General features: G+C 70.2%; 20 protein-coding genes. 8 read left to right on the forward strand and 12 right to left on the reverse strand.

Annotated elements, in window-relative coordinates; genetic code table 11:
- The first annotated feature begins 9 nt into the window (after positions 1-9).
- A complete protein-coding gene (locus tag VF584_20165) occupies positions 10-411 on the forward strand; it encodes a hypothetical protein (GenBank protein HEX8212503.1) in 402 nt (133 codons plus the stop codon).
- 268 nt (positions 412-679) lie between these two features.
- On the opposite strand, the gene VF584_20170 is transcribed toward VF584_20165, so the two are convergent.
- From VF584_20170 to VF584_20180, 3 genes are all read right to left on the reverse strand, one after another.
- Positions 680-1,222: a DUF488 domain-containing protein gene (locus tag VF584_20170; protein HEX8212504.1), complete on the reverse strand. Its 543-nt coding sequence runs from the start codon at positions 1,220-1,222 to the stop codon at positions 680-682.
- A 12-nt stretch (positions 1,223-1,234) separates the two neighbouring features.
- Positions 1,235-2,227 (reverse strand): quinone oxidoreductase, encoded by a 993-nt coding sequence (locus tag VF584_20175; GenBank protein HEX8212505.1) that lies wholly within the window; start codon positions 2,225-2,227, stop codon positions 1,235-1,237.
- Positions 2,228-2,309: 82 nt separating this feature from the next.
- Entirely contained in the window at positions 2,310-3,260 is a 951-nt protein-coding gene (locus VF584_20180; GenBank protein ID HEX8212506.1) for a VOC family protein, read from the reverse strand.
- A gap of 211 nt (positions 3,261-3,471) precedes the next feature.
- Between VF584_20180 and VF584_20185 the strand changes: the two genes are divergently transcribed.
- The 4 genes from VF584_20185 (at position 3,472) to VF584_20200 (ending at position 6,252) form a co-directional block, all read left to right on the forward strand.
- Positions 3,472-3,903, forward strand: coding sequence for a hypothetical protein (locus tag VF584_20185; protein HEX8212507.1), 432 nt, complete (start codon positions 3,472-3,474; stop codon positions 3,901-3,903).
- A 65-nt stretch (positions 3,904-3,968) separates the two neighbouring features.
- Positions 3,969-4,487 carry a DUF3124 domain-containing protein gene (locus VF584_20190; GenBank protein ID HEX8212508.1) on the forward strand — a complete coding sequence of 173 codons (519 nt, stop codon included), beginning with the start codon at positions 3,969-3,971 and terminating at the stop codon, positions 4,485-4,487.
- A 103-nt stretch (positions 4,488-4,590) separates the two neighbouring features.
- The gene (locus tag VF584_20195; GenBank protein ID HEX8212509.1) at positions 4,591-4,749 is read left to right on the forward strand and encodes a hypothetical protein; all 159 of its coding nucleotides are present in this window, start codon (positions 4,591-4,593) and stop codon (positions 4,747-4,749) included.
- 78 nt (positions 4,750-4,827) lie between these two features.
- Entirely contained in the window at positions 4,828-6,252 is a 1,425-nt protein-coding gene (locus VF584_20200) for a rhomboid family intramembrane serine protease (GenBank protein HEX8212510.1), read from the forward strand.
- Positions 6,253-6,357: 105 nt separating this feature from the next.
- Here the strand turns inward: VF584_20200 and VF584_20205 are convergent, their stop codons facing one another.
- The 5 genes from VF584_20205 to thrS form a co-directional block, all read right to left on the reverse strand.
- Positions 6,358-6,897, reverse strand: a complete 540-nt coding sequence (locus VF584_20205) for a hypothetical protein (protein ID HEX8212511.1) — start codon at positions 6,895-6,897, stop codon at positions 6,358-6,360.
- 83 nt (positions 6,898-6,980) lie between these two features.
- Entirely contained in the window at positions 6,981-7,211 is a 231-nt protein-coding gene (locus VF584_20210) for a hypothetical protein (GenBank protein HEX8212512.1), read from the reverse strand.
- Between the two features lie 126 nt (positions 7,212-7,337).
- Positions 7,338-7,547 carry a cold-shock protein gene (locus VF584_20215; protein ID HEX8212513.1) on the reverse strand — a complete coding sequence of 70 codons (210 nt, stop codon included), beginning with the start codon at positions 7,545-7,547 and terminating at the stop codon, positions 7,338-7,340.
- 293 nt (positions 7,548-7,840) lie between these two features.
- Complete coding sequence (locus tag VF584_20220; GenBank protein HEX8212514.1) at positions 7,841-8,968, reverse strand: hypothetical protein; 1,128 nt, start codon at positions 8,966-8,968, stop codon at positions 7,841-7,843.
- 358 nt (positions 8,969-9,326) lie between these two features.
- Positions 9,327-11,300 carry a threonine--tRNA ligase gene (gene thrS / locus VF584_20225; protein HEX8212515.1) on the reverse strand — a complete coding sequence of 658 codons (1,974 nt, stop codon included), beginning with the start codon at positions 11,298-11,300 and terminating at the stop codon, positions 9,327-9,329.
- A gap of 264 nt (positions 11,301-11,564) precedes the next feature.
- On the opposite strand from thrS, the gene VF584_20230 reads away from it, so the two are divergent.
- Positions 11,565-12,116, forward strand: coding sequence for a C40 family peptidase (locus VF584_20230; protein ID HEX8212516.1), 552 nt, complete (start codon positions 11,565-11,567; stop codon positions 12,114-12,116).
- 119 nt (positions 12,117-12,235) lie between these two features.
- On the opposite strand, the gene VF584_20235 is transcribed toward VF584_20230, so the two are convergent.
- The 4 genes from VF584_20235 to VF584_20250 all read right to left on the reverse strand — a co-directional run bounded on the left by VF584_20235 (position 12,236) and on the right by VF584_20250 (position 15,582).
- Positions 12,236-12,796 (reverse strand): PIN domain-containing protein, encoded by a 561-nt coding sequence (locus tag VF584_20235; protein ID HEX8212517.1) that lies wholly within the window; start codon positions 12,794-12,796, stop codon positions 12,236-12,238.
- Positions 12,796-13,299 carry a helix-turn-helix domain-containing protein gene (locus VF584_20240; GenBank protein ID HEX8212518.1) on the reverse strand — a complete coding sequence of 168 codons (504 nt, stop codon included), beginning with the start codon at positions 13,297-13,299 and terminating at the stop codon, positions 12,796-12,798. Before VF584_20240 ends, VF584_20235 begins: the two co-directional genes overlap by 1 nt.
- Before the next feature lie 84 nt (positions 13,300-13,383).
- Positions 13,384-13,725: a hypothetical protein gene (locus VF584_20245; GenBank protein HEX8212519.1), complete on the reverse strand. Its 342-nt coding sequence runs from the start codon at positions 13,723-13,725 to the stop codon at positions 13,384-13,386.
- Positions 13,726-13,803: 78 nt separating this feature from the next.
- A complete protein-coding gene (locus tag VF584_20250) occupies positions 13,804-15,582 on the reverse strand; it encodes a glycoside hydrolase family 3 N-terminal domain-containing protein (protein HEX8212520.1) in 1,779 nt (592 codons plus the stop codon).
- A gap of 195 nt (positions 15,583-15,777) precedes the next feature.
- Here VF584_20250 and VF584_20255 point away from each other — a divergent pair, with 195 nt between their 5' ends.
- Together VF584_20255 and VF584_20260 are read left to right on the forward strand one after the other, a co-directional pair.
- Positions 15,778-15,960, forward strand: a complete 183-nt coding sequence (locus tag VF584_20255; GenBank protein HEX8212521.1) for a hypothetical protein — start codon at positions 15,778-15,780, stop codon at positions 15,958-15,960.
- Positions 15,961-16,464: 504 nt separating this feature from the next.
- Entirely contained in the window at positions 16,465-18,585 is a 2,121-nt protein-coding gene (locus tag VF584_20260) for a tyrosinase family protein (GenBank protein HEX8212522.1), read from the forward strand.
- Position 18,586: the final 1 nt, after the last annotated feature.

Consider the following 18,586-nt stretch of genomic DNA (forward strand, 5'->3'; position numbering starts at 1 on the left):
AGAGATTCGATGCTGAGGAAAGTGACGTTCGTGATGGGGCTGTTCGGGGTGGTCGTGGTCGCGCTGGGCTGGATTCCCGGCATCTCGCCGCACGAGGGCCACGAGCGGATGATGTTCAACGCCTTCGCCATCAGCGCCGTCGACGACATCACCCACGGCCTGACGGCGCTGGCCGCCTTCGCCGCGGCGTTCCACTCCGACCGCGCCAGCCGCCTCTTCCTGGTGACCTTTGGCTCCTACTACGCCCTCGACGCGACCTTTTACCTGCTGAACGGCTTCGTCAACGACCTCACCTGGACCGCCGACATCATGCTGAACCTCCCCCACGTCGTCGTCTCCAGCGTCATGCTCGCCGTGGCGTACGGGTACCGGCCGGAGCCGTCCCTCGACGGCATTCCAGCGGTCGCCTGAGGCGAGTAAACGCGCGGCAACAACAGCACAAAGTCCGCCTTCGCGGACTCGGGGGCCAGATCCGTGGTAGGGGCGTGATTCATCACGCCCACCCTCCTCCCGAATCGACCCCCACCATCCGCACCGGACCCGGTAGGCGCAGACCTGCGTGTCTGCCCGCCGCCCGCCATCTCTCCCGACCGCGCGCCCCGCGAGACGGCTTCAGCCGTCTTCCCGTCGTTCCAGCCGGGGGCTTCAGCCCCCGGCACCCACGCCCGTGCCAGGGTCATCACCCCGCCCCCACCCCATACCGCAGCACCCCGTCCACGATGCTGGCTGCGGCGGTGTACGGGTGCGCGATGACCTTGCCGCGGTCCATGATGTGGAGCACCTCGGCGCCGCCCGCCTTCAGCGCGTCCGCGATCATGGCGCGATGGCATCGCCACCACACCGCCTCGGAGCAGAGGAGCGACGTCGTGCGCTCGCGCGCGGCGCGCACAAGGCGCTCAAGGCCGGCGCTGAATTCCGCGGAATCCATGTAGTCCGCGTATCCCCTGAAGTTGGGATGCCGCCAGATGGTGTTGGCCGAGTGGGGGAGGGGAGGCCGTCGCCCGCCGAGCTCCGGAAAGGGGCAGTACTCGATCCCGGCATCCGCGAGCGCCGCGGCGAGAGGCTCCGGGTTGAAGTGCGGGTGCGCGCGCGAGCCGGCGTATCGCCGGACGTCGGCGATGCGCTCGATGCCCTGGCCCTGCAATAGCGCCAGGAACTCGCCGATCTCGCGTGACGAGTGCCCGATGCTCCAGACCACCAGCGGACGATCGGAATCCATCATCCGAACAGCCGGTCAGGACGCGACGCGCAGCAGCACCTTGCCCGTCGTACGCCTCGCCTCCAGCGCCCGGTGCGCCTCCGCCACGTCGGCCAGCGCGTATTCGGCTCCGATGCGCACGGAGAGCTGATCCGCCGCCATCCACCCGAACAGGTCGTCCGCGCGCCGCAGCAGCTCCTCGCGCGTCGCCGCGTAGTGCCCCAGCGTGGGCCGGGTGAGGAAGAGTGAGCCCTTCTGGCTGAGCAGCTGGGGATCGACCGGCTCCACGGGCCCGCTCGACTGCCCAAAGAGCACCATCATCCCCCGCGGCGCCAGCACGTCCAGGCCGGGGAGGAAGGTGGACTTGCCCACCGAGTCGTAGATCACCTGCACACCGCCGCCATCCGTCAGCCGGCGCACCTCCGCGGCGAAATCGTCCCGCGTGTAGACGATCACCTCGTCCGCGCCCGCGCCGCGGGCGAGCTCCGCCTTCTCGTCCGATCCAACGGTCGCGATGACGTGGGCGCCGCGCATCTTTGCGATCTGCACCAGGAGCAGGCCCACGCCACCTGCCGCGGCGTGCACCAGGCAGCGCTCGCCCGCGTGCAGCGGGTAGGTGGAGGTCGCAAGGTAGTGCGCCGTCAGCCCCTGCAGCATCACCGCCGCCGCGAGCCGCGCGCTGACGCCGGCCGGGAGGGGGACGAGCTTCGCGGCCGGCACCACCGCGTACTCGGCATAGGCGCCGAACCCGCCGGCCCACGCGATCCGGTCACCCGCGCGCACCTCCTCGACGCCGGCGCCCACCTCCACCACCTCGCCCGCGCCCTCGCCGCCGAGCGTGGCGGGGAGCGGGACCTTGTATAGGCCGGTGCGCTGGTAGACTTCGATGAAGTTCACGCCCGTGGCATCGATCCGCACCAGCGCCTCACCCGCTCCCGGCTCCGGAACGGCTACGCGCTCCGTGCGAAACGCCTCCGGACCGCCGGTCTCGTGCAGCCGCACGGCCGTCATCGTGGCTCTGTCAGTCATACGGGACCGTCTCGTGTCTCGGTGAGCAGGGCGGGGAACAGGCCCGGGTGTCTCGCGCCAACCGTGCCAGCGATTCGGAGGGTCACGCCCCCGCCCGCACGCGCAGCCGGAGCCCCGTGCCCCAGGGGTCCCGCGTCGTGAGCCCGCCCTCCGCTGCCGTGTCGGCCGGGTAGCCCGCTTCGGCCAGGCTGCGTGCGACCTCCTGCACGCTTTCCGCATCGGCCAGCTCGATGGTCCACTCCAGCAGCCGCGCGTCTCCATCGGCGGAAGGGCGCGCGCCGGGACCGGCCCAGGTGTTGGTGCCGAGGTGGTGATGGTAGCCGCCCGCACCCATGAACAGCGCGCCCGGATAGCTCCAGGTGATGCGGTCGAAGCCGATTGCCTCGGAGAAGAAAGCCGCCGCCTGCTCCAGATCGCCGACGTGGAGGTGGACGTGCCCCATCACCGTGCCGGCCGGCATCCCCGTCCACGGTGCGTCGCCCGCGGCCTGGAGAAGATCCTGCACGTCCACGGGATCGGTCGACATCATCAGCTCGCGCCCGTTCCGGCGCCACGTCTCGCGCGGGCGGTCGGCGTACACCTCGATGCCGAGCCCGTCCGGATCGTTGATGTAGAACGCTTCGCTCACCAGGTGATCCCCCGCGCCCGCGCGAATCCCGGACTCGGCCATGTGCCGCACCAGCCGTCCGAGCGATGCGCGGTCGGGGAGGAGGATTGCGTAGTGGTAGAGCCCCAGCCGCCCTCCACGCCCGGCGGGACGCGCACCCGGCCGCTCGTTCAGCTCCACGAGGACGCGATCGTCGCCGTGCGCGGCGAGTGCGGCGCGCCAGCCGTCGCGCTCCACCACCCGCAACCCGAGGACGCCCTGGTAGAACGCCAGCGAACGCTCCAGATCCGCGATCTGCAGGCGGACGGGGCCGAGGGCGGCCGAGTCCGGAAGCCTGCGGCCGCGCGGGGGCTCGCCGTACGTGCCTGGCTTCGCCGGCTGCGCACCCTTGGCTTCGCCGAAAATGTCGCGCGTGGTAACTCCCATGATTCCTCCTCACCGTATCGAGACGGGCGGCGCATGCGTTCCGGATATGTACTGCCCACAAATTTAGTTGTTGAAACGGATAACGTCAACACGAACACATCCCATCCTCATTCGCATCGACGTTGCGAAAGAATCTGGTGGCGCCGTACAATCCGGTAACGTCGTGGCGGCGAGTGACGCCGGGGAAACTCCGATCCGCAATCGAGGCTGGATGAAGCGAATCTCCCGCGCCGCCGCCGAACGCGCCTACAACCTCGCCGCGGAGCTGCATGCAAGCCGCGGCGCAAAGGTGGATGGGAACGACGTCGCGCGTGTGGCGCGGGAGGCGGGGATCGCGCCCGGACAGGTGTGGCGTGCCCTGGCGACGGTTCGGCAGGAAAAATCGAGAGGCGCTCGCGGGAAGTGGCATCCGGGCACGCGCGGCGCCGAAACCCTCGTCGCGGCCGTGGGCGCCATCGCCACACTCGTGTTCGGCGCGGCCGCCGTCGCGACCATCAGGGACGGCTTGAGACTGCTCGCCGCCGCCGAATACCTGGGCGCCGTCCTGGTGCTGGCGATGGGGGCCGGGATGCTGGCCATCGCCGCGAACGTTGCGTACCAGGCCGTGTTCGTGGTGCGCGAGCGGGCGAAGAGCCGCGTTTGAGGTACTCCGCCGCATGCCGGTGCGCGAACGACGCGGCATCCTGCTTCACGCCGAGAGGAGCGCGCATGCTGGGAAGAGTGATGATGGGAGCCCTCCTCGTGGCCGCGTCCGCGTGCGAGCGCGGCGGCCCCCCGAAAGCGCGCGAGGCGGTCGCGACACCCGCCGCCTCCGCGGTGGTGCCGCGAGCCGGCGACGGCAAGGGGAAGCGGCTGTACTACGTGCCGGTCTACTCGCACATCTACTTTCGCGACACGGTCTCGGCCGTGAACCTGGCGGTCACCCTCAGCATCCGGAACACCGATCCGCAGCACGGGCTTACGCTCAGCCGCGTGGACTACTACGACACCCATGGGCGCCCCCTGCGCGCCTACCTCGCCTCACCGCGCCGGCTCGCGCCGCTGGAGACCGCCGAGTACGTCGTCCCCCGGGACGACACCTCGGGTGGTTCGGGCGCCAACTTCCTGGTCGAGCTCGCCGCGGAATCCGTCGTCACCGATCCCGTGCTGGAGGCGGTGATGATCGGGTTCAGCGGCAACGTCGGAACCTCGTTCGTGACCCACGCCCGGCTGCTGCAACGGCCCTGATAAGCAGCGTCACAACGTGCAGGTGAAACCGCGATTCCACGCGACCCGTATCGGGTGGAGTCCGCGAAGTGCCATTTTGTTCATCTCCATCAGGAAGGTACGTATGGGCCAGCAAGGCGGAGGAGGGGAGTCGGAGGACCGCGGCGGGAGCACGGAGGACCGGTCTCCGAACGACGACCGCAGCGACGCGATGAATCCGAACAGCGACGCGTACGAAGCGGACCAGGCGAACCAAGACGAGCAGGCGCGCCGCGGCTGGTAACGTACTCGGCACAGGGACGGGGGCGTGCTTGCGCCCCCGTCTCGTACCCGCACGGCAGATTGGAGGCTGGCGCTTCACATGGAACTGCTGATCACGTGGGACGATGGGGGCACGCACGCCGACGTGCAGGTTGCGCCGCGGGACGGCATCGTGCCGCGCGGCGCACACCGGCTACACCCCGACGAGGAATACTACGGGATTCCGTACAGCGCGTGGCGTGCGCGGATCGGGCGCACGGTGGACGTTCCCGCGCTTCAGAGCGGGTTCAACTCGCGGGTGGAAGGAACCGCCTTCTCCGTCGCCACGCACAGCCCGGCCGCCGAGCGCGCGCCGGAAGACCGGCCGTACGTCGTGTGTCCGCCGCGCGTCACACACTGGCCAGCGCCGGCTCCGAAGCCCCGTCACTGGTCGGAGGAGCCGGAGCTCGCGGGCGCGCCTGCGAGTGCGGAGTACGGCTACCACACCGGCGAAAAGTGGATTTCCTGCACGCGCGAGCAACTCATAAAGCGCTGCATCAAGTTTCCAACTACCCCGCTGGTCTGGACGGCCGGGTCCGCCGCGGTACCGCCGGAACGCGTTTCCTTCCTCGTGGACGAGCTCACCCGCCACGGGATGCGGCGGACGGCGCTCACCCTGAAGCTCTGCGTCGCCGGCCTGGCCGTCACCTTGGCGGCGTTCGCGTTCTGGATTCCCGGGTGGGGATTTCGGTCCGTGCTGGTGCTGCTCCCGGCGTTTCTCGCCGTCGGCGCGGTCCAGGCGGCGTTCAGGCGCAGGGAGCTCCGGCGGATGGGTGCGGAAGCCTTTCCCGCGGCGCGCGCATGGTCGCGTCACGCGGCGTGGATGAAGGCGCAGCCCGCGCACTACACGAAGTCGCTCCTGGCCCTCCTGGTAGTCGTCGGCATCGCACAGATGCTCGCGGGGCGCGCGAGTGGAGTCGCGCTGGCCGGGCTGGTGAAGCCCGCGGTGTGGAACGGCGAGGTGTGGCGCCTCCTCACCGGCACCCTGTTGCATGGCAACTTCACTCACCTCTGGATGAACGGCGCGGGGCTCCTGGCCGTGGGGCCCCTGGTCGAGGTGCATTCGCGGCGCGACCACGTGCCGCTCGTCTTCCTTCTTTCCGCGCTGGCCGGGAGCGTCGCGAGCGTGCTCCTCTATCCCGACGCCACCTCGGTGGGCGCATCGGGAGGGCTGATGGGCTTCACCGGCTTTCTCCTGGTGCTGGGGTACCGCCGCCGCGACAAGCTGCCCCAAGGCTTCGCGGGTGCCATCGTGCTGGTCATCGCCGCCACCGCCGTCCTGGGGCTGGTGGGCTTCTCCCTGATCGACAACGCGGCCCACCTGGGCGGGCTGGTGGGCGGGTGGGTGCTCGGCCGGGTCCTCGAACGGCGCGGGATGATCGACCCCGGCGACTCGCGCGCAACACGGACTCTGGGGCGCGTGTCGGCGGGGGTGCTGCTCGCGGGCGCCGCCTGGTGCGTGCTCGCCATGCACGGGGGATACTGAGACGGCGACGCGTCCAGCGATCACTCAGGCCGCGTGAGCGATGGGCACGAAAAAGGGGGAGAGGCGCGATGGCCTCTCCCCCCGATTCCTCCACCGCCGTCGAGCTTACTCGGCCGTGCGCGGCGGGGCGCAGGCGCAGGCGCCGCACGAGCAGAGCACGCCGCCGCAGGCCGCGCAGCGCAGCCCCAGGAAGTCGTCCAGCGGCGTGGTGCAGCGCGAACAGGCGGAGCGGGCGCGCTTGCGCGAGCCGCCGGTCACCTTGGTCGCGCTGTCCTGCACGCCCTTGTACTCCACCCCGTTCCCTTCCAGGAATCGGCGGTGGTTCTCAAGGGTGTGCTCGCGGCGGCGGGCGCCGCTCGCCTCCTGCGCCAGGCCCTTCTCCTTCTCCAGCTCCGCCTTCAGCGTGGGCCACTGGCGGTAGCGGGCCTCCGCCTGGGCGCGCTGCTCGGGATCGACGATCTCCACGACCTGCGACTCCACGACCCGCTGCGGAAAGGCGCGCGTGCGGAACTGCGTGAGGCTGAAGAGCGCCACGTTGGGAGAACCGGGAGCGGACTGGCTGGGGTCGAAGACGAGCGTGTCGCCGTCGACGGCGTGGCGTCCGATCCGGAGCTGGCCGTCGTTGGAGTCGTTCTGAAGCTGCATCGTGCCGACCTCGTGTTGATTGGGTGCCGGGCGCCCCGTGACCCGGACAGGGACCGGGGGGCTTCTGAGATTCGGTGGGGCCGCTAGTTCACCACGTCGGCCACGAACAGCTTGCGGCCGTCGAGCCCGTAGCGGATGGCGCGCCCGCCGGGAAGGAAGTGGGTGTGCTCGAGCTCCATGGCGCGGCGCCCCTCGATGCGGACGAAGTGGCTGGTCGCCACCACCATCACGATCTCCACCGCGGACGCCATTCCCAGCGTGCGGCGCAGGGCGCGCTCCTGCTCTTCCGTCAACGGCTTGGGGCCTTCGCTCATCGTCCTGCCTCGCCTGGAGTGGATCCCGCCGGAGCCCCAACGGGCTCCGCCCAACGAAAAGAGCCGCCCCGAAGCTTCGGGGCGGCTCTCCCCCGGGTGCTCACCCCCCCGGGACTATCGTTCGGCTCAGCCGACGACGGCGACGTTCTCGGCGGCGGGGCCCTTCTGGCCCTGCACCACGTCGAACTCCACCTGGTCACCCTCGTTCAGCGACTTGAAGCCGCTGCCCTGGATGGCGCTGTGGTGGACGAAGCAATCCTTGCCGCCGTCCTGCGGGGTGATGAAGCCGAACCCCTTCTCCGCATTGAACCACTTCACGGTGCCTGTGGTACGCATTTCCGTACTCCTGATTGGTATTGTACTGACTGCCAGAAGTGCGGTATCTCCGTACTCACCGACTGCCCGTATGGTCCGCGGAATCGTGGCGCTCCGCGGGGCGCGGCGGCAAGAAACAGAAACGGACCCGAACGGCTAGCGTCCAGGTCCGATGACTGAACTTCTTTCGCTCACGCAATGTAGCGGGAAAACGAGGCCGGGTCAAGCCACGGAAGTGCGTGAGTGCGTTGGTGCGTGAGTGCGCTGGTTCACTCGATCTGGCTCGGAGTGCTGGCCGAGCCGGGTGCGATAAGCTACGCCTGGCCTCGCTCTAGTTGCGTGAGGAAGCGTTCCACGTCCTGCGCGGCGGCGTGGTCTTCGCGAAGGCGCTCGTGCTCGGCTTCGAAGCCGGCGAGCGAAGCGGCCAGGGAGCCGTCCGGGCCCAGCTCCGTCTGCAGGCTCTCCAGCGGCTCGGTGGAGAGGGCGGTCGAGCGCATCTCGTCTTCGGTGGGTGCGATCCCGCGGATGGCGAGCATCGCCTGCTGCACCACGATCCCCTGGCGCACCTCCTCGCAGCGGCCCAACAGGTCGCGCAGGTGGGTAATGCACCGCTCTCCCTCGGGCGTCGTGCCGATCCGCTGGTCGCGTTCCCAGCTCGCGAGCAGAGCCTTGCCGCTCTGGACGACGGAGGCGAGCTCCGCCAGCCTGCGCTGCGCGTCGGCCAGAGTCGATTCGGCGGTGTGCTCCACGAAGCTGGACAGCTCCTGCTGCCACCGCACCAGGTCGATCGACCAGAGCCGCGCCTCGTGGCGCGCCCGCTGGCTATGAAGAACGCTCTCCGCGTACGTCAGCTTCTCGCGGACCGGCTGGAGGGCCGCCAGCCCCACCTCGCGCTCCAGCATCGCCTGCACCCCGTCGATGCGCGCCTGCTGCGAGTCGATCTCCCGCAGCCGCTGGTGGATGCGGGCCTCGTCCGCATCCAGGCCGGGCTCCACGCTCTCCGCCCGCGCGAACGGGAGAGCGGGGGGGAGGTTCGTCGTCTCTTCCGCGAGTCGCGGCTGCGAGGGCGCTCTCCCCAGCTTCCAGGGCTGGACGCCCGGCAGGCCCTGGAGCGCCAGCACCAGCGGGAGCCCCACCGCCAGCGGCCATACGATCAGCAGAATCCCAAAGAAATCCATTGCTCCGCCCCCGGCCAACACCGCACCCGCCGCTCCCGCCACCGCCGAGACCCCCAGGAGGCGCAGCCTCCGTCGCTCCTTGAAGAAAAACCACGCGACCGCCAGCGCCACGGCGCTCAGGATCAACCCGAACGGCAGGAAGAGCTCTTTGCCGATTGCCGCCGTTGATCCCAGGGCCATGAGCAGGAGATACGCGCGGGCGATGTATGCCACGATCCGCAGGAAGATGTCGCCGGCGGTGGATCTTTCAGGTTGTTGAGTCATGCGGAGGGGAAGGAAGTGCGTGAGTGCGTTGGTGCGGGGTGTGAGTGCGGAAGCCCAGTGCAGCATCACGCCCTCTTCTTGTCATCCTGAGAGAGCCGCATCGCAGAGAGATGCGAGACGCTCCGGACTTCTGCGGCGAGCGAAGGATCTAGGCGAGGCGGGGACGAGGCCGGCGAGTCAGGCCGGCCTCTCGGAATGCGCAGTAGATCCTTCGCTCCGCGCCATGGTACGGAGGGTGAGCAAGTTCGGAGAAGCGCGTCACTCAGGATGAGAGAAAGGAGGGGATGGTTGTCCGATGTCCCCGCCTCTCTGTTACCCCTCCGCACTCACGCACTCACGCACTCACGCACTCACGCACTCACGCACTCCCAAACCCTACCTGCAGCGTGCGCGTCCTCATCTGCTCCAGAATACGGTCCGCGAACTCCCGGCGGTCGACGATCTCCTGTTTGCGGCCGGCGCCGCGCACGCGGACGGCGGCGGTGCCCTCGGTGGCCTCGCGGCCGCCGATGACGGCCATGTAGGGGACCTTTTGCGTCTCCGCCTCGCGGATGCGGTAGTTCAGGGTCTCGCCGCGGTCGTCGGCCTCGGCGCGGATGCCGAGGGCCTTGAGCTCGGCGGCGTACCGGCGCGCCACTTCGGCCTGGTCGTCGCTGATGGGGATCACCACCACCTGCACCGGCGCGAGCCACACCGGGAAGGCGCCGGCGAAGTGCTCGATCAGGTTCCCCGTGAAGCGCTCCAGGGTGCCGAATATGGCGCGGTGTATCATCACCGGCCGGTGCGGCTTGTTGTCCTGCCCCGTGTACTCCAGCTCGAAGCGCTCGGGGAGCTGGAAGTCCAGCTGGATCGTCGGGCCCTGCCACATACGGCCGATCGCGTCCTTGAACTTGATGTCGATCTTGGGGCCGTAGAAGGCGCCGCCCCCTTCGTCCACGTCGAACGGGATCTCCTTGCGCTCCAGCACCCGCTGCAGCGTCGCCTCCGCCTGGTCCCACACCTCATCGCTCCCCAGCCGCTCCTCGGGGCGCGTGCTAATCTCGAAGCTCAGCTCGAAGCCGAACGTCTCCCTCACCAGTCGGTCCACCTGGTCCAGGCAGAGGAAGATCTCGTCCTCGATCTGGTCCATGGTGCAGAAGATGTGGGCGTCGTCCATCGACAGCCCGCGCACGCGCAGCAGGCCGTGCAGCGTGCCCGAGCGCTCGTTGCGGTACACGTTGGCGACTTCCGAGTACCGGATGGGGAGGTCGCGGTAGCTGCGCGGCTGGCTCTTGAAGATCAGCGCGTGCATCGGGCAGTTCATCGGCTTCACGCGGTACTTCACCTCCTCGCCCTCGCCCGCGCCCGCTTCCATGGCCGGAAACTGGTTCTCGGCGTAGAGCGGAAGGTGCCCGGAGACCTTGAACAGCTCCTCGCGGGTGATGTTGGGCGTGGAGACCAGCGAGTAGCCGTTGGCCACGTTGTCGTCCTCCACCGCGCGCGTCAGAAGCCACTTCACCAGCGCGCCCTTGGGGTGCCAGAAGACGAGCCCCGGCCCCACCATCTCCTGAATGGAGAAGAGGTCGAGCTGCTTGCCGAGGACGCGGTGGTCGCGCTTGCGGGCTTCCTCCAGCCGGTGCAGGTGCTGCTCCAGCGCGTCCTTGCTGAAAAAGGCCGTGCCGTAGATGCGCTGCAGCGTCTGCCGCTTCTCGTCGCCGCGCCAGTAGGCGGCGGCGGCGTTGAGGAGCTTGAAGTGCTTGAGGGCACCCGTGGTGGGGACGTGCGGGCCGCGGCAAAGGTCCAGGAAGGGTCCGTTGCGGTACACGGTGATCGTCTCACCCTCGGGCAGCTCCTCCAGCCGCTCCAGCTTGAGCGGATCTCCGGCGAACAGCTCCCGGGCCTCCTCGCGGCTCACCACGCGGCGCTCGAACGGGTCGCTCTCCTTGGCGACGGCCGCCATCTCCTTCTCGATCTGCTCCAGGTCTTCGGGGGTGAAGGGGCGGCTCACCTCGAAGTCGTAGTAGAAGCCGTCCTCGATCGACGGTCCGAAGCCGATCCTGGCTTCCGGGCGCAGGCGGCGAACCGCCGTCGCCATGATGTGCGCCGCCGAGTGGCGGAGGACGTCCAGCGCCTCCGGGTTCCTGTCGGTCAGGATCTCCACCTTCGCGTCGCCCTCCAGCGGGCGCGCCAGGTCCACCACCTGGCCGTCGACCTTTGCGGCGAGAGCGGCCTTGGCGAGCCCCGGCCCGATCTGCTCCGCCAGGTCGCGGACGGAGTTGCCCTTCAGCAGCTCGCGGACGGAGCCGTCCGGGAGCGTGACCCGCACCCGCTCGGCAGACTCTGCAACGCTCATGTTCCTGTCTCCAGACGACGTACGAAGATATCGCGAAGTGGCCGCGCCACGTGTTACCGGTAGACCGTGAATCTAGTCCGGCACGGCGTTTCGTGGCAACTTCGCGTGTGCCGGCTGATACCGTGGCAGCCACGCGGGTGTTGACAGCGGCGCCGGCGCGACGTATTCTGCCGCCCTTCCCAAGCCCAGCCTACCGCTGACCGGGGTCTCTCCCCCACGCGCCGAGCGCAGTTCCGGCGCGCGAACCGAAATCCGCAGAGCTCGATGAAAGCACAGCCGCGCCGCGCCGTTGCGCGCCTCCCGTTCCTCCTCGCGTTCTCCGTCCTGCTCGCCGTACCGGCCCCCGCCGCCGCCCAGACCTACATCAAGCGCTTCCTGGGGATCGAAGCCGCCCCGCCCGCCGCCTCCGCTTCCGAGGAGTCGGTGGTCACGCGCGCGCGCAGCTACATGGGCCTCCGCTACCGCTGGGGCGGCGAGCGGCCGGAGACGGGGTTCGACTGCAGCGGGTTCGTGCGGCACATCATGCGGGCGGCCGGCGTGCAGCTCCCGCGCACTTCCGCGCAGCAGGCGCGGGCGGGGCAGGAGGTGCCGCGGGACGTGGCTCAGCTCCGCGTGGGCGACCTGATCACCTTTGGGCGCGGCGGGCGGATCTCGCACATCGGGATCTACGTGGGGAACGGGCGCTACATTCACGCCAGCAGCTACGCGGGCCGCGTCACCGAGAGCCCGCTTCCAAGCCGCTCCTGGTGGCAGGGCGCGCGCCGCGTGCTGGTCGCGTCGGCGCAGGCGGATTCGACGAGGGTGCCGGGGAGCTGAGGGGGCCCCCTCCCCCGCTCGTGAACTCGCGGCCCCTCCCCCAAAACAACCTGGGGGAGGGGCGGTTTGCATGTGGCGGTGCGGAGTCGCGGGCGGCCGCGCGGGGGCGGGCGTGACGGTTATGACTTCGGGAGGAGGCGTGACGATCGCGGCAATCCCGTCTTGCGAAAGAGAGCTCGAAATGCGGCGCGATCGTATGGCGGGCGGGTCATCCGGCTGCGCATCCGCTCCAGCAAGGGCAGCACGGTCCCCGGATCCTCCTGGATGAGCCTCTCCACGAAACGATCCGGGGAGATCACGTTGATCCCCGCGGCTTCCAGCGCCGGATCGCGGAAGTGCTTCTCGTTGACCGTCACGAGGTGCGTCGCCTCGGCGGAAAGGGCGCTCGCGGCTACGTGCCGGTCTCCAGGGTGCACCCGGGGGAATCGCGCCTCCAACGCTGGAGCCGCGGGGACCACCGCATTCGGAAAAGCGGCGTTCATCTTCGCGGCGATGCGAGCAACCTGCGCCTGTGGCAGCGAATACTTGGCGGCCAGGTTGCGCGTCCATTCCTCCTCGATCCGCTGACTCCAGAACGGATCGAGAACGTCCTCCTCAGCCAGTGTGAGGAGGACGTCCCGGGTGAGTGCGCCAAACAAGGTGTTCGCGTCCAGCAACGCACGCGGAACAGGCTCGGGCATCAGCTTCCGAGCCGGCGTGGCGGGGTTCGCTCCGCTGCCTGGAGCTCGTACAGGTTCATTCCCTGGCTCATGTCCACGACCTCGTCGATCAGCTCACGCCGACGGTCTCGCTCGGCCTTGTACCGGAGCAGATCAGCGAGCCGGATCCGGCGATGGGAGCCCGCCATGCGTGCGGGCAGACGTCCCGAGTCAACGAGCTTGGTGACGTGGGGGCGGGAGACTCCAAGGAGGGAGGCGGCCTGAGTCGTCGTCACCTCCGGAGCGGCGGAGACGAGCGCCACCACGTGACCTACCGATGCCTCGTAGAGCAGCGTCGCCACCATGGCCACCACGGCCGGAGGAAGGGCGGCCTGGAATCCACCTGGCGCACTGACCGTTACGGTCGCTCCCTCAGGCAGGCCCTGAAGGGCGGCGGCGCTGCGCTCGGCCTCCTGACGATCGATCGCGGTGGCGGACGGGTCAAGAGCGCCAAGGAGCTCGCGGGAAGATTCTACCGTTGCCATGTTCCCGGCCTCGTGCGTGAGTGTGATCCCGAATATAGCACCGGGGTCACCGCAAACGCAACAAACGAAACACAGATGGCCGGTTCAGAACACCCAGGTGATCACGGCGATGGTGGCGCCGAGGACGAGGGTGGCGGCCTGGAGGGCAAGGCCGGCGGTGCGGGCGTGCGCGTCCAGCTTGCGGGCGGCGGCTTCCTCTTCCTGCGCGCGGATCAGCTGCTGGTGCTGGCAGAAGGTGAGCATGCGGAAGTCGGGCTCGCTGAGCTGCGCGGCGCCGGATGCGGCGGCGCGCTGGGCCAGCGTGTCGCACTCGGCGGGGATGGCGACGGCGCGGGGCTCGTACGACGGCATCGAGACCGAGGGCGCGTAGCAGGCGCCGAGCAGCAGGAGCGCGGCGGGGATGGCGAGGGTGCGGAACAGGCGCATCGGCGGGGTCTCCCGGGGGCGGCGGAGGGCTTCGGACCCCGCGAAGGTACGCCGCGGCGCACAGGTGCGGCAAGGTGCTCAGCGCGCACCGGGAAGCGTCACGGGGAGGCGGCCGCGGAACGGTTCCTCGCCGGTGAGCGCGCGGGCGGCGGCGCTCTCGGTGACGCCCGTGGGGCCCCACGCCAGCACGTAGGTGCCCACGGCCGGAAACGCGCTGCGCAGGTACGGGCTCCCCAGCGACACGACGACGGTCGGGATTCCGGACGATGCGGCGGACTGCACGAACGGCGCGAAGCCGCCGCCGACGCCCAGCGCCGCGTACTGGAGCGGCGCCACCTCGGCGCTCACCAGCAGGAGGTCGGCGGCGCGGGCGCGCTCCCGGAGCCGCGCATAGGTCGCCGCCGGCGTGCCGGGGCTGACGCGGACGTGCTCGGCCACCACGCCGCCGGCCATGAGGCCGCTCTGCAGCGTGGCGCCGCCGGGGCCGCGTCCGCTGCGGGTGTAGGTGACGTGCAGCACGCGCATCCCGCGGCGAAGCGGCAGGAGGCGCCGCTCGTCGCGCTCCAGGACGATGGAGCGCTCCGCCACCTGCCGCGCGACGTCGCGGTGCGCGGCCGTCCCCACGCGCGCGGCGACCTGGCCGGCATCCACTCGCGCGCCCCGGTGCAGCCCCGCCACGGCCTTGGCGGCGAGGACGCGGCGGGCCGCGTCGTCGATGCGCGCGCGGGGGATGCGCCCCGACTCCACGGCGCGGACGATGGCGGCGATCACCTCTTCGGCGCCGGGCGGCTGGAGGAGGACGTCGGCGCCGGCCAGGAGGGAGAGGATGCTGGCCTCGGCGGGCGTGTGGTCGCGCGTGACGGCGCCCATGTTGAGCGCATCGGTCACCACCAGCCCGCTGAAGCCCAGGTCGCGGCGCAGCACCCCGGCCGTCATGCGCGGCGAGAGCGAGGCGGGCGCGGCCTGCGGGCCTTCCAGCCCCACCGCGGCGATGTGCCCGACCAGCACCCCGGCCATCCCGTCGTGCACCGCGCGCCGGAAGGGGACCATCTCCACGCCGAAGAGCCGCGCCGAGTCCGCGGGGACGATCACGCGGCCCACGTGGCTGTCCGTGCGCGTGCCGCCGTGCCCGGGAAAGTGCTTGCCGACCGCGAGAAGGCCGCCCTCCTGCGCGCCGCGCGCCCACGCGCTCCCCAGCCGCGCCACGAGCGCCGGGTCCTCGCCGAAGGAGCGGACGTTGATGATGGGGTTCGCCGGGTCCGACTGCACGTCGAGGATGGGCCCGAGCGTGGCGTGGATCCCCACCGCGCGCGCCTCGACGGCGGTGGCGCGGCCGGCCGCGCGGGCGAGGTTCTCGTCGTTGGCGGCGCCGAAGGCCATCGCCGGGGGCATGTGGGTGCCGCCGGGGCGCAGCCGCATCCCGGGTCCCGTCTCCAGGTCTGAGATGACGAGGAGCGGCACACGCGCGCGCCCCTGCGCCGCGTTCAGCTTGGCGGCGATGGCGGCCGGCGTGCCGGTGGAGATGATGACTCCGCCCACCCGCTCCACCCCCGCCCACCGCGCCAGCCGGTCGGCCTCCGCGGGTGCCTCGCCGATCGACTTGCCGGAAATCCAGGGGAAGACGAGCTGCGCCACCCTCTCGCGCAGCCCCATCTCGGCGAGCCGGGCATCCACCCACGCGCGCCCCTCCGCGTCCAGCGGGAGCGGCGCGACGGCGGGCCTGGCAGGGGCCTCCGCGCGCGTTTCGCGGGGGGCGGCGCCGGTGCGCTCACCCTGGCGCTCGGCCTGGCCACACCCCTGCGAAACGACGAGGAGGGCCGCGAGGAGCGCGCCTCCTGATTCCCGGAACAACGTCATCCATACCCTTCGCTGCGGTGATTCGCGGTGGAGCGCGGCGTCCAATGCAAGCGCCGCGCTCAAGCCGTGCCGATGCCGCGTGCGGCGGCGATTGCGCGCGTGGCATGGCCTCCCCGCGGGCGCGGACATGCCACGCGCGGGGCACGGAAGGTGCGGCGGCGTTTTTCCGCCGATCACCCCCCCAGGAGGACCGCTATGGACCGTTACAGGATGGATGGTGATGCACCCCTGATCCGCGAGCGAGGGTTCCACCCGGAACAGCTCACGGAGGTGGAACGCAGGGAGTTCGCGGAAAGGCTGCGCGAGGACGAGGAGCTGCGGGCGTCGGGCGGCGGGCGGAGCGAGTACGGGGAGCTGGAGCCGCGGGGCTGGAGGTAGGGCAGGGCAGTGGCAATGCAGGCGCGGGTTGTCGTCCCCCCCAGGGGCTCAGGCCTCCGCAGCCCGCTCTGCATCCCCGCGGTTTCCCCCCCCCGGTGTAGCGACGCGCTTCCGCCGTGGTGACAAGGCGTTAGCGCGGAAACATGTCGTGCGCCACGCCCGGTAAGCGCCTCAACTTCATTGACATCAGGGCGTTCAGAACGAATAATACCGCATGCATGGCAGCGATAAGGACGCCCCCTGGACCGCTGCCACCGCTTTCGCGCTCCAGTGCGCCGGGGCTCTTAATAGGCCATAACTAGTACCCTCTTCTGCTCCGTAGCCCGTTCTCCCCCGCGGCTCCACCGCCGCCATGGTCCCCCCGCCTCCGGAACTGAGATGAAGTGCCAAGTCCTGAACGGCAGTGCGTGAGTGCCTTGTTGCGCTTTTACTCAGCACTTGGCACTTAGCACTTGGCACTTAGCCCCTCCCCCTCCACCTTCGCCGCAACGAGGACACCACAGCATGGCAGAAGAGACGCTCACGCGCTGGGCGCGGGTGCAGGCGCTGCTGAACGAGGCCCACCCGGAGGAGGCGGTGTACGCCGGGGCCGGGCGCTTCTGGCGCGACCTGGAGACGCTGCACGCCGCCGAGATCCACGGCGTGCGGATGGTGGCCCCCGCGCAGGCCGCCGCGCCGGGTGGCGGGTGCGGGTGCGGCAGCTGCCCGCCGCCGTCGCCGGAGGGCGCGCCCTTCCCCGGCCGCGGCGCCACCTCCGGGCTGATCCGCGGGCTGCGCGGCGAGCCCCCGTTCGACGGGTCGCGCCTTCCGCGCCTTCCCTGGGGCGGCACGCGGATGGGGGAAGACGACATCCGCTTCATCAGCGACTGGATCGACGACGGGTGCCCGGCGGAGGACTACCGCCACGGGCTGGTGAAGCTGGAGATGCCCGGCCGCACGGAGACGCTCCCGCGGCTGCGCGTGGACGAGCCCACCGCCGCGCGCCTGCAGCGCGAGGCGGGGACGGTGTACGGCGGCGGGCAGCAGCAGGGGGCGCGGCCGGAGGTGAAGCAGCGGATGAACCTGGACTGCCTGACGGCGGACCAGCTGGAGCAGCTTCGCTTCGCCTTCCGCGAGCTGTACGCGCTCAACAAGTGGCCGCGCGACTACCGCAACTACAACAACCTGGCGCTGATCCACCAGGACCACTGCCAGCACGGGTGGGAGCGCTTCCTCCCCTGGCACCGCATCTACCTGTACGAGTTCGAGCAGGCGATGCAGGACGTCTGCCCCGGCGTCACCATGCCGTATTGGGACTGGACGATGCCCCAGTACTGCCCCACGCAGCCGTACAACGGGTGGATCATCCCCCAGTCGTTCAAGGCGTACCTGACCAATGAGGGGCTGGCGCTGCTCGCCGGCAAAGTGGACGATTGGCACCGGTACGCGGACGCGGTGACGGAGAAGCTGGGCGGGGGACGCCTCTTCCGCTCGCTGCGGGACTTCTTCACGGCGCTCAAGGATGCCACGGGGGTGGACTTCAGCCGCCGGCCGCTGTCCGACCCGTGGGTGGAGGCGCTGGTCATCGGCAACCCGCTCTGGTACCCGCTGCGCTTTCCCTCCGAGTACCAGAACAGCGCGGGGCAGCCGCAGACCATCAACCAGCGGATCCACTACCACTATCCCACCGCGCGTGACATGGACGAGATCATGTCGCTGCGCAGCTGGCGGGACTTCGGCGGGGGGAGCCAGTACAACGACGCCTTCGGGTTCCTCGACCAGAACCCGCACAACACCATGCACATCTGGACCGGGGGGATGAACCCGGACTACGAGGCGCCGCCGTCGAAGTCCACCGGGGAGGCGCTGCGCGGGGCGTCGTTCCTGGAGCGCAACCGGATGGTGACGGTGGCGGGGCGCCAGTTCCACACCAAGGAGGAGTTCTACGACTTCAGGAAGGTGCAGTACGGCGACATGTTCAGCAACCTGACCGCCGCGTACGACCCCATCTTCTGGCCGATCCACGCCAACATCGACCGGCTCTGGTGGGAGTGGCAGCAGCTCAACCCGCACGCGCAGCCCACCGACCTCACCTCCGTGCTGACGCCGTGGGGCTACACGGCCGGCGACACGCTGGACATCTCGCGCTTCGGCTACGAGTACGTGCGCTGCGCCTTCCCCATCGCGGTGGGGCTGGAGGCGCCGGTGGGGAGGTTCGTGTCGGACCCGGTGGAGGTGCCCGAGACGGCGCGCCAGCCGCGGCAGGTGGAGGTGAGGCTGCACCGCGTTCCCCAGCTGGAGCGCTCCTGCTTCGTGCGCGTCTTCCTCAACCTGCCGGACGCCAACGCGCAGACGCCGGTGGAGGGAGACAACTTCGGCGGCTACCTGGCGGTGTTCGGCCACGGCGAGTGCTTCGGCGGGCCGGGCCACTGCGCCACGCCGGGGCAGCCGCGCCCCTTCGACCTGCGCCCGCGCAGCCACAACACGCCGCGCAACCACCGCGTGAACGTCACGCGCGCCGCCCGCGCCCTGCTGGATGCCGGCGCCACCACGCTGCAGGTGACGCTGGTGGTGATCGGCGCGGACTACTGCGAAGAGAACGAGCTGCTGAGGCTGGAAGGGATGTCGCTGAACTTCCTGGACTGAC

The organism is Longimicrobium sp., assembly GCA_036389135.1.
Taxonomy (GTDB): Bacteria; Gemmatimonadota; Gemmatimonadetes; order Longimicrobiales; family Longimicrobiaceae; genus Longimicrobium.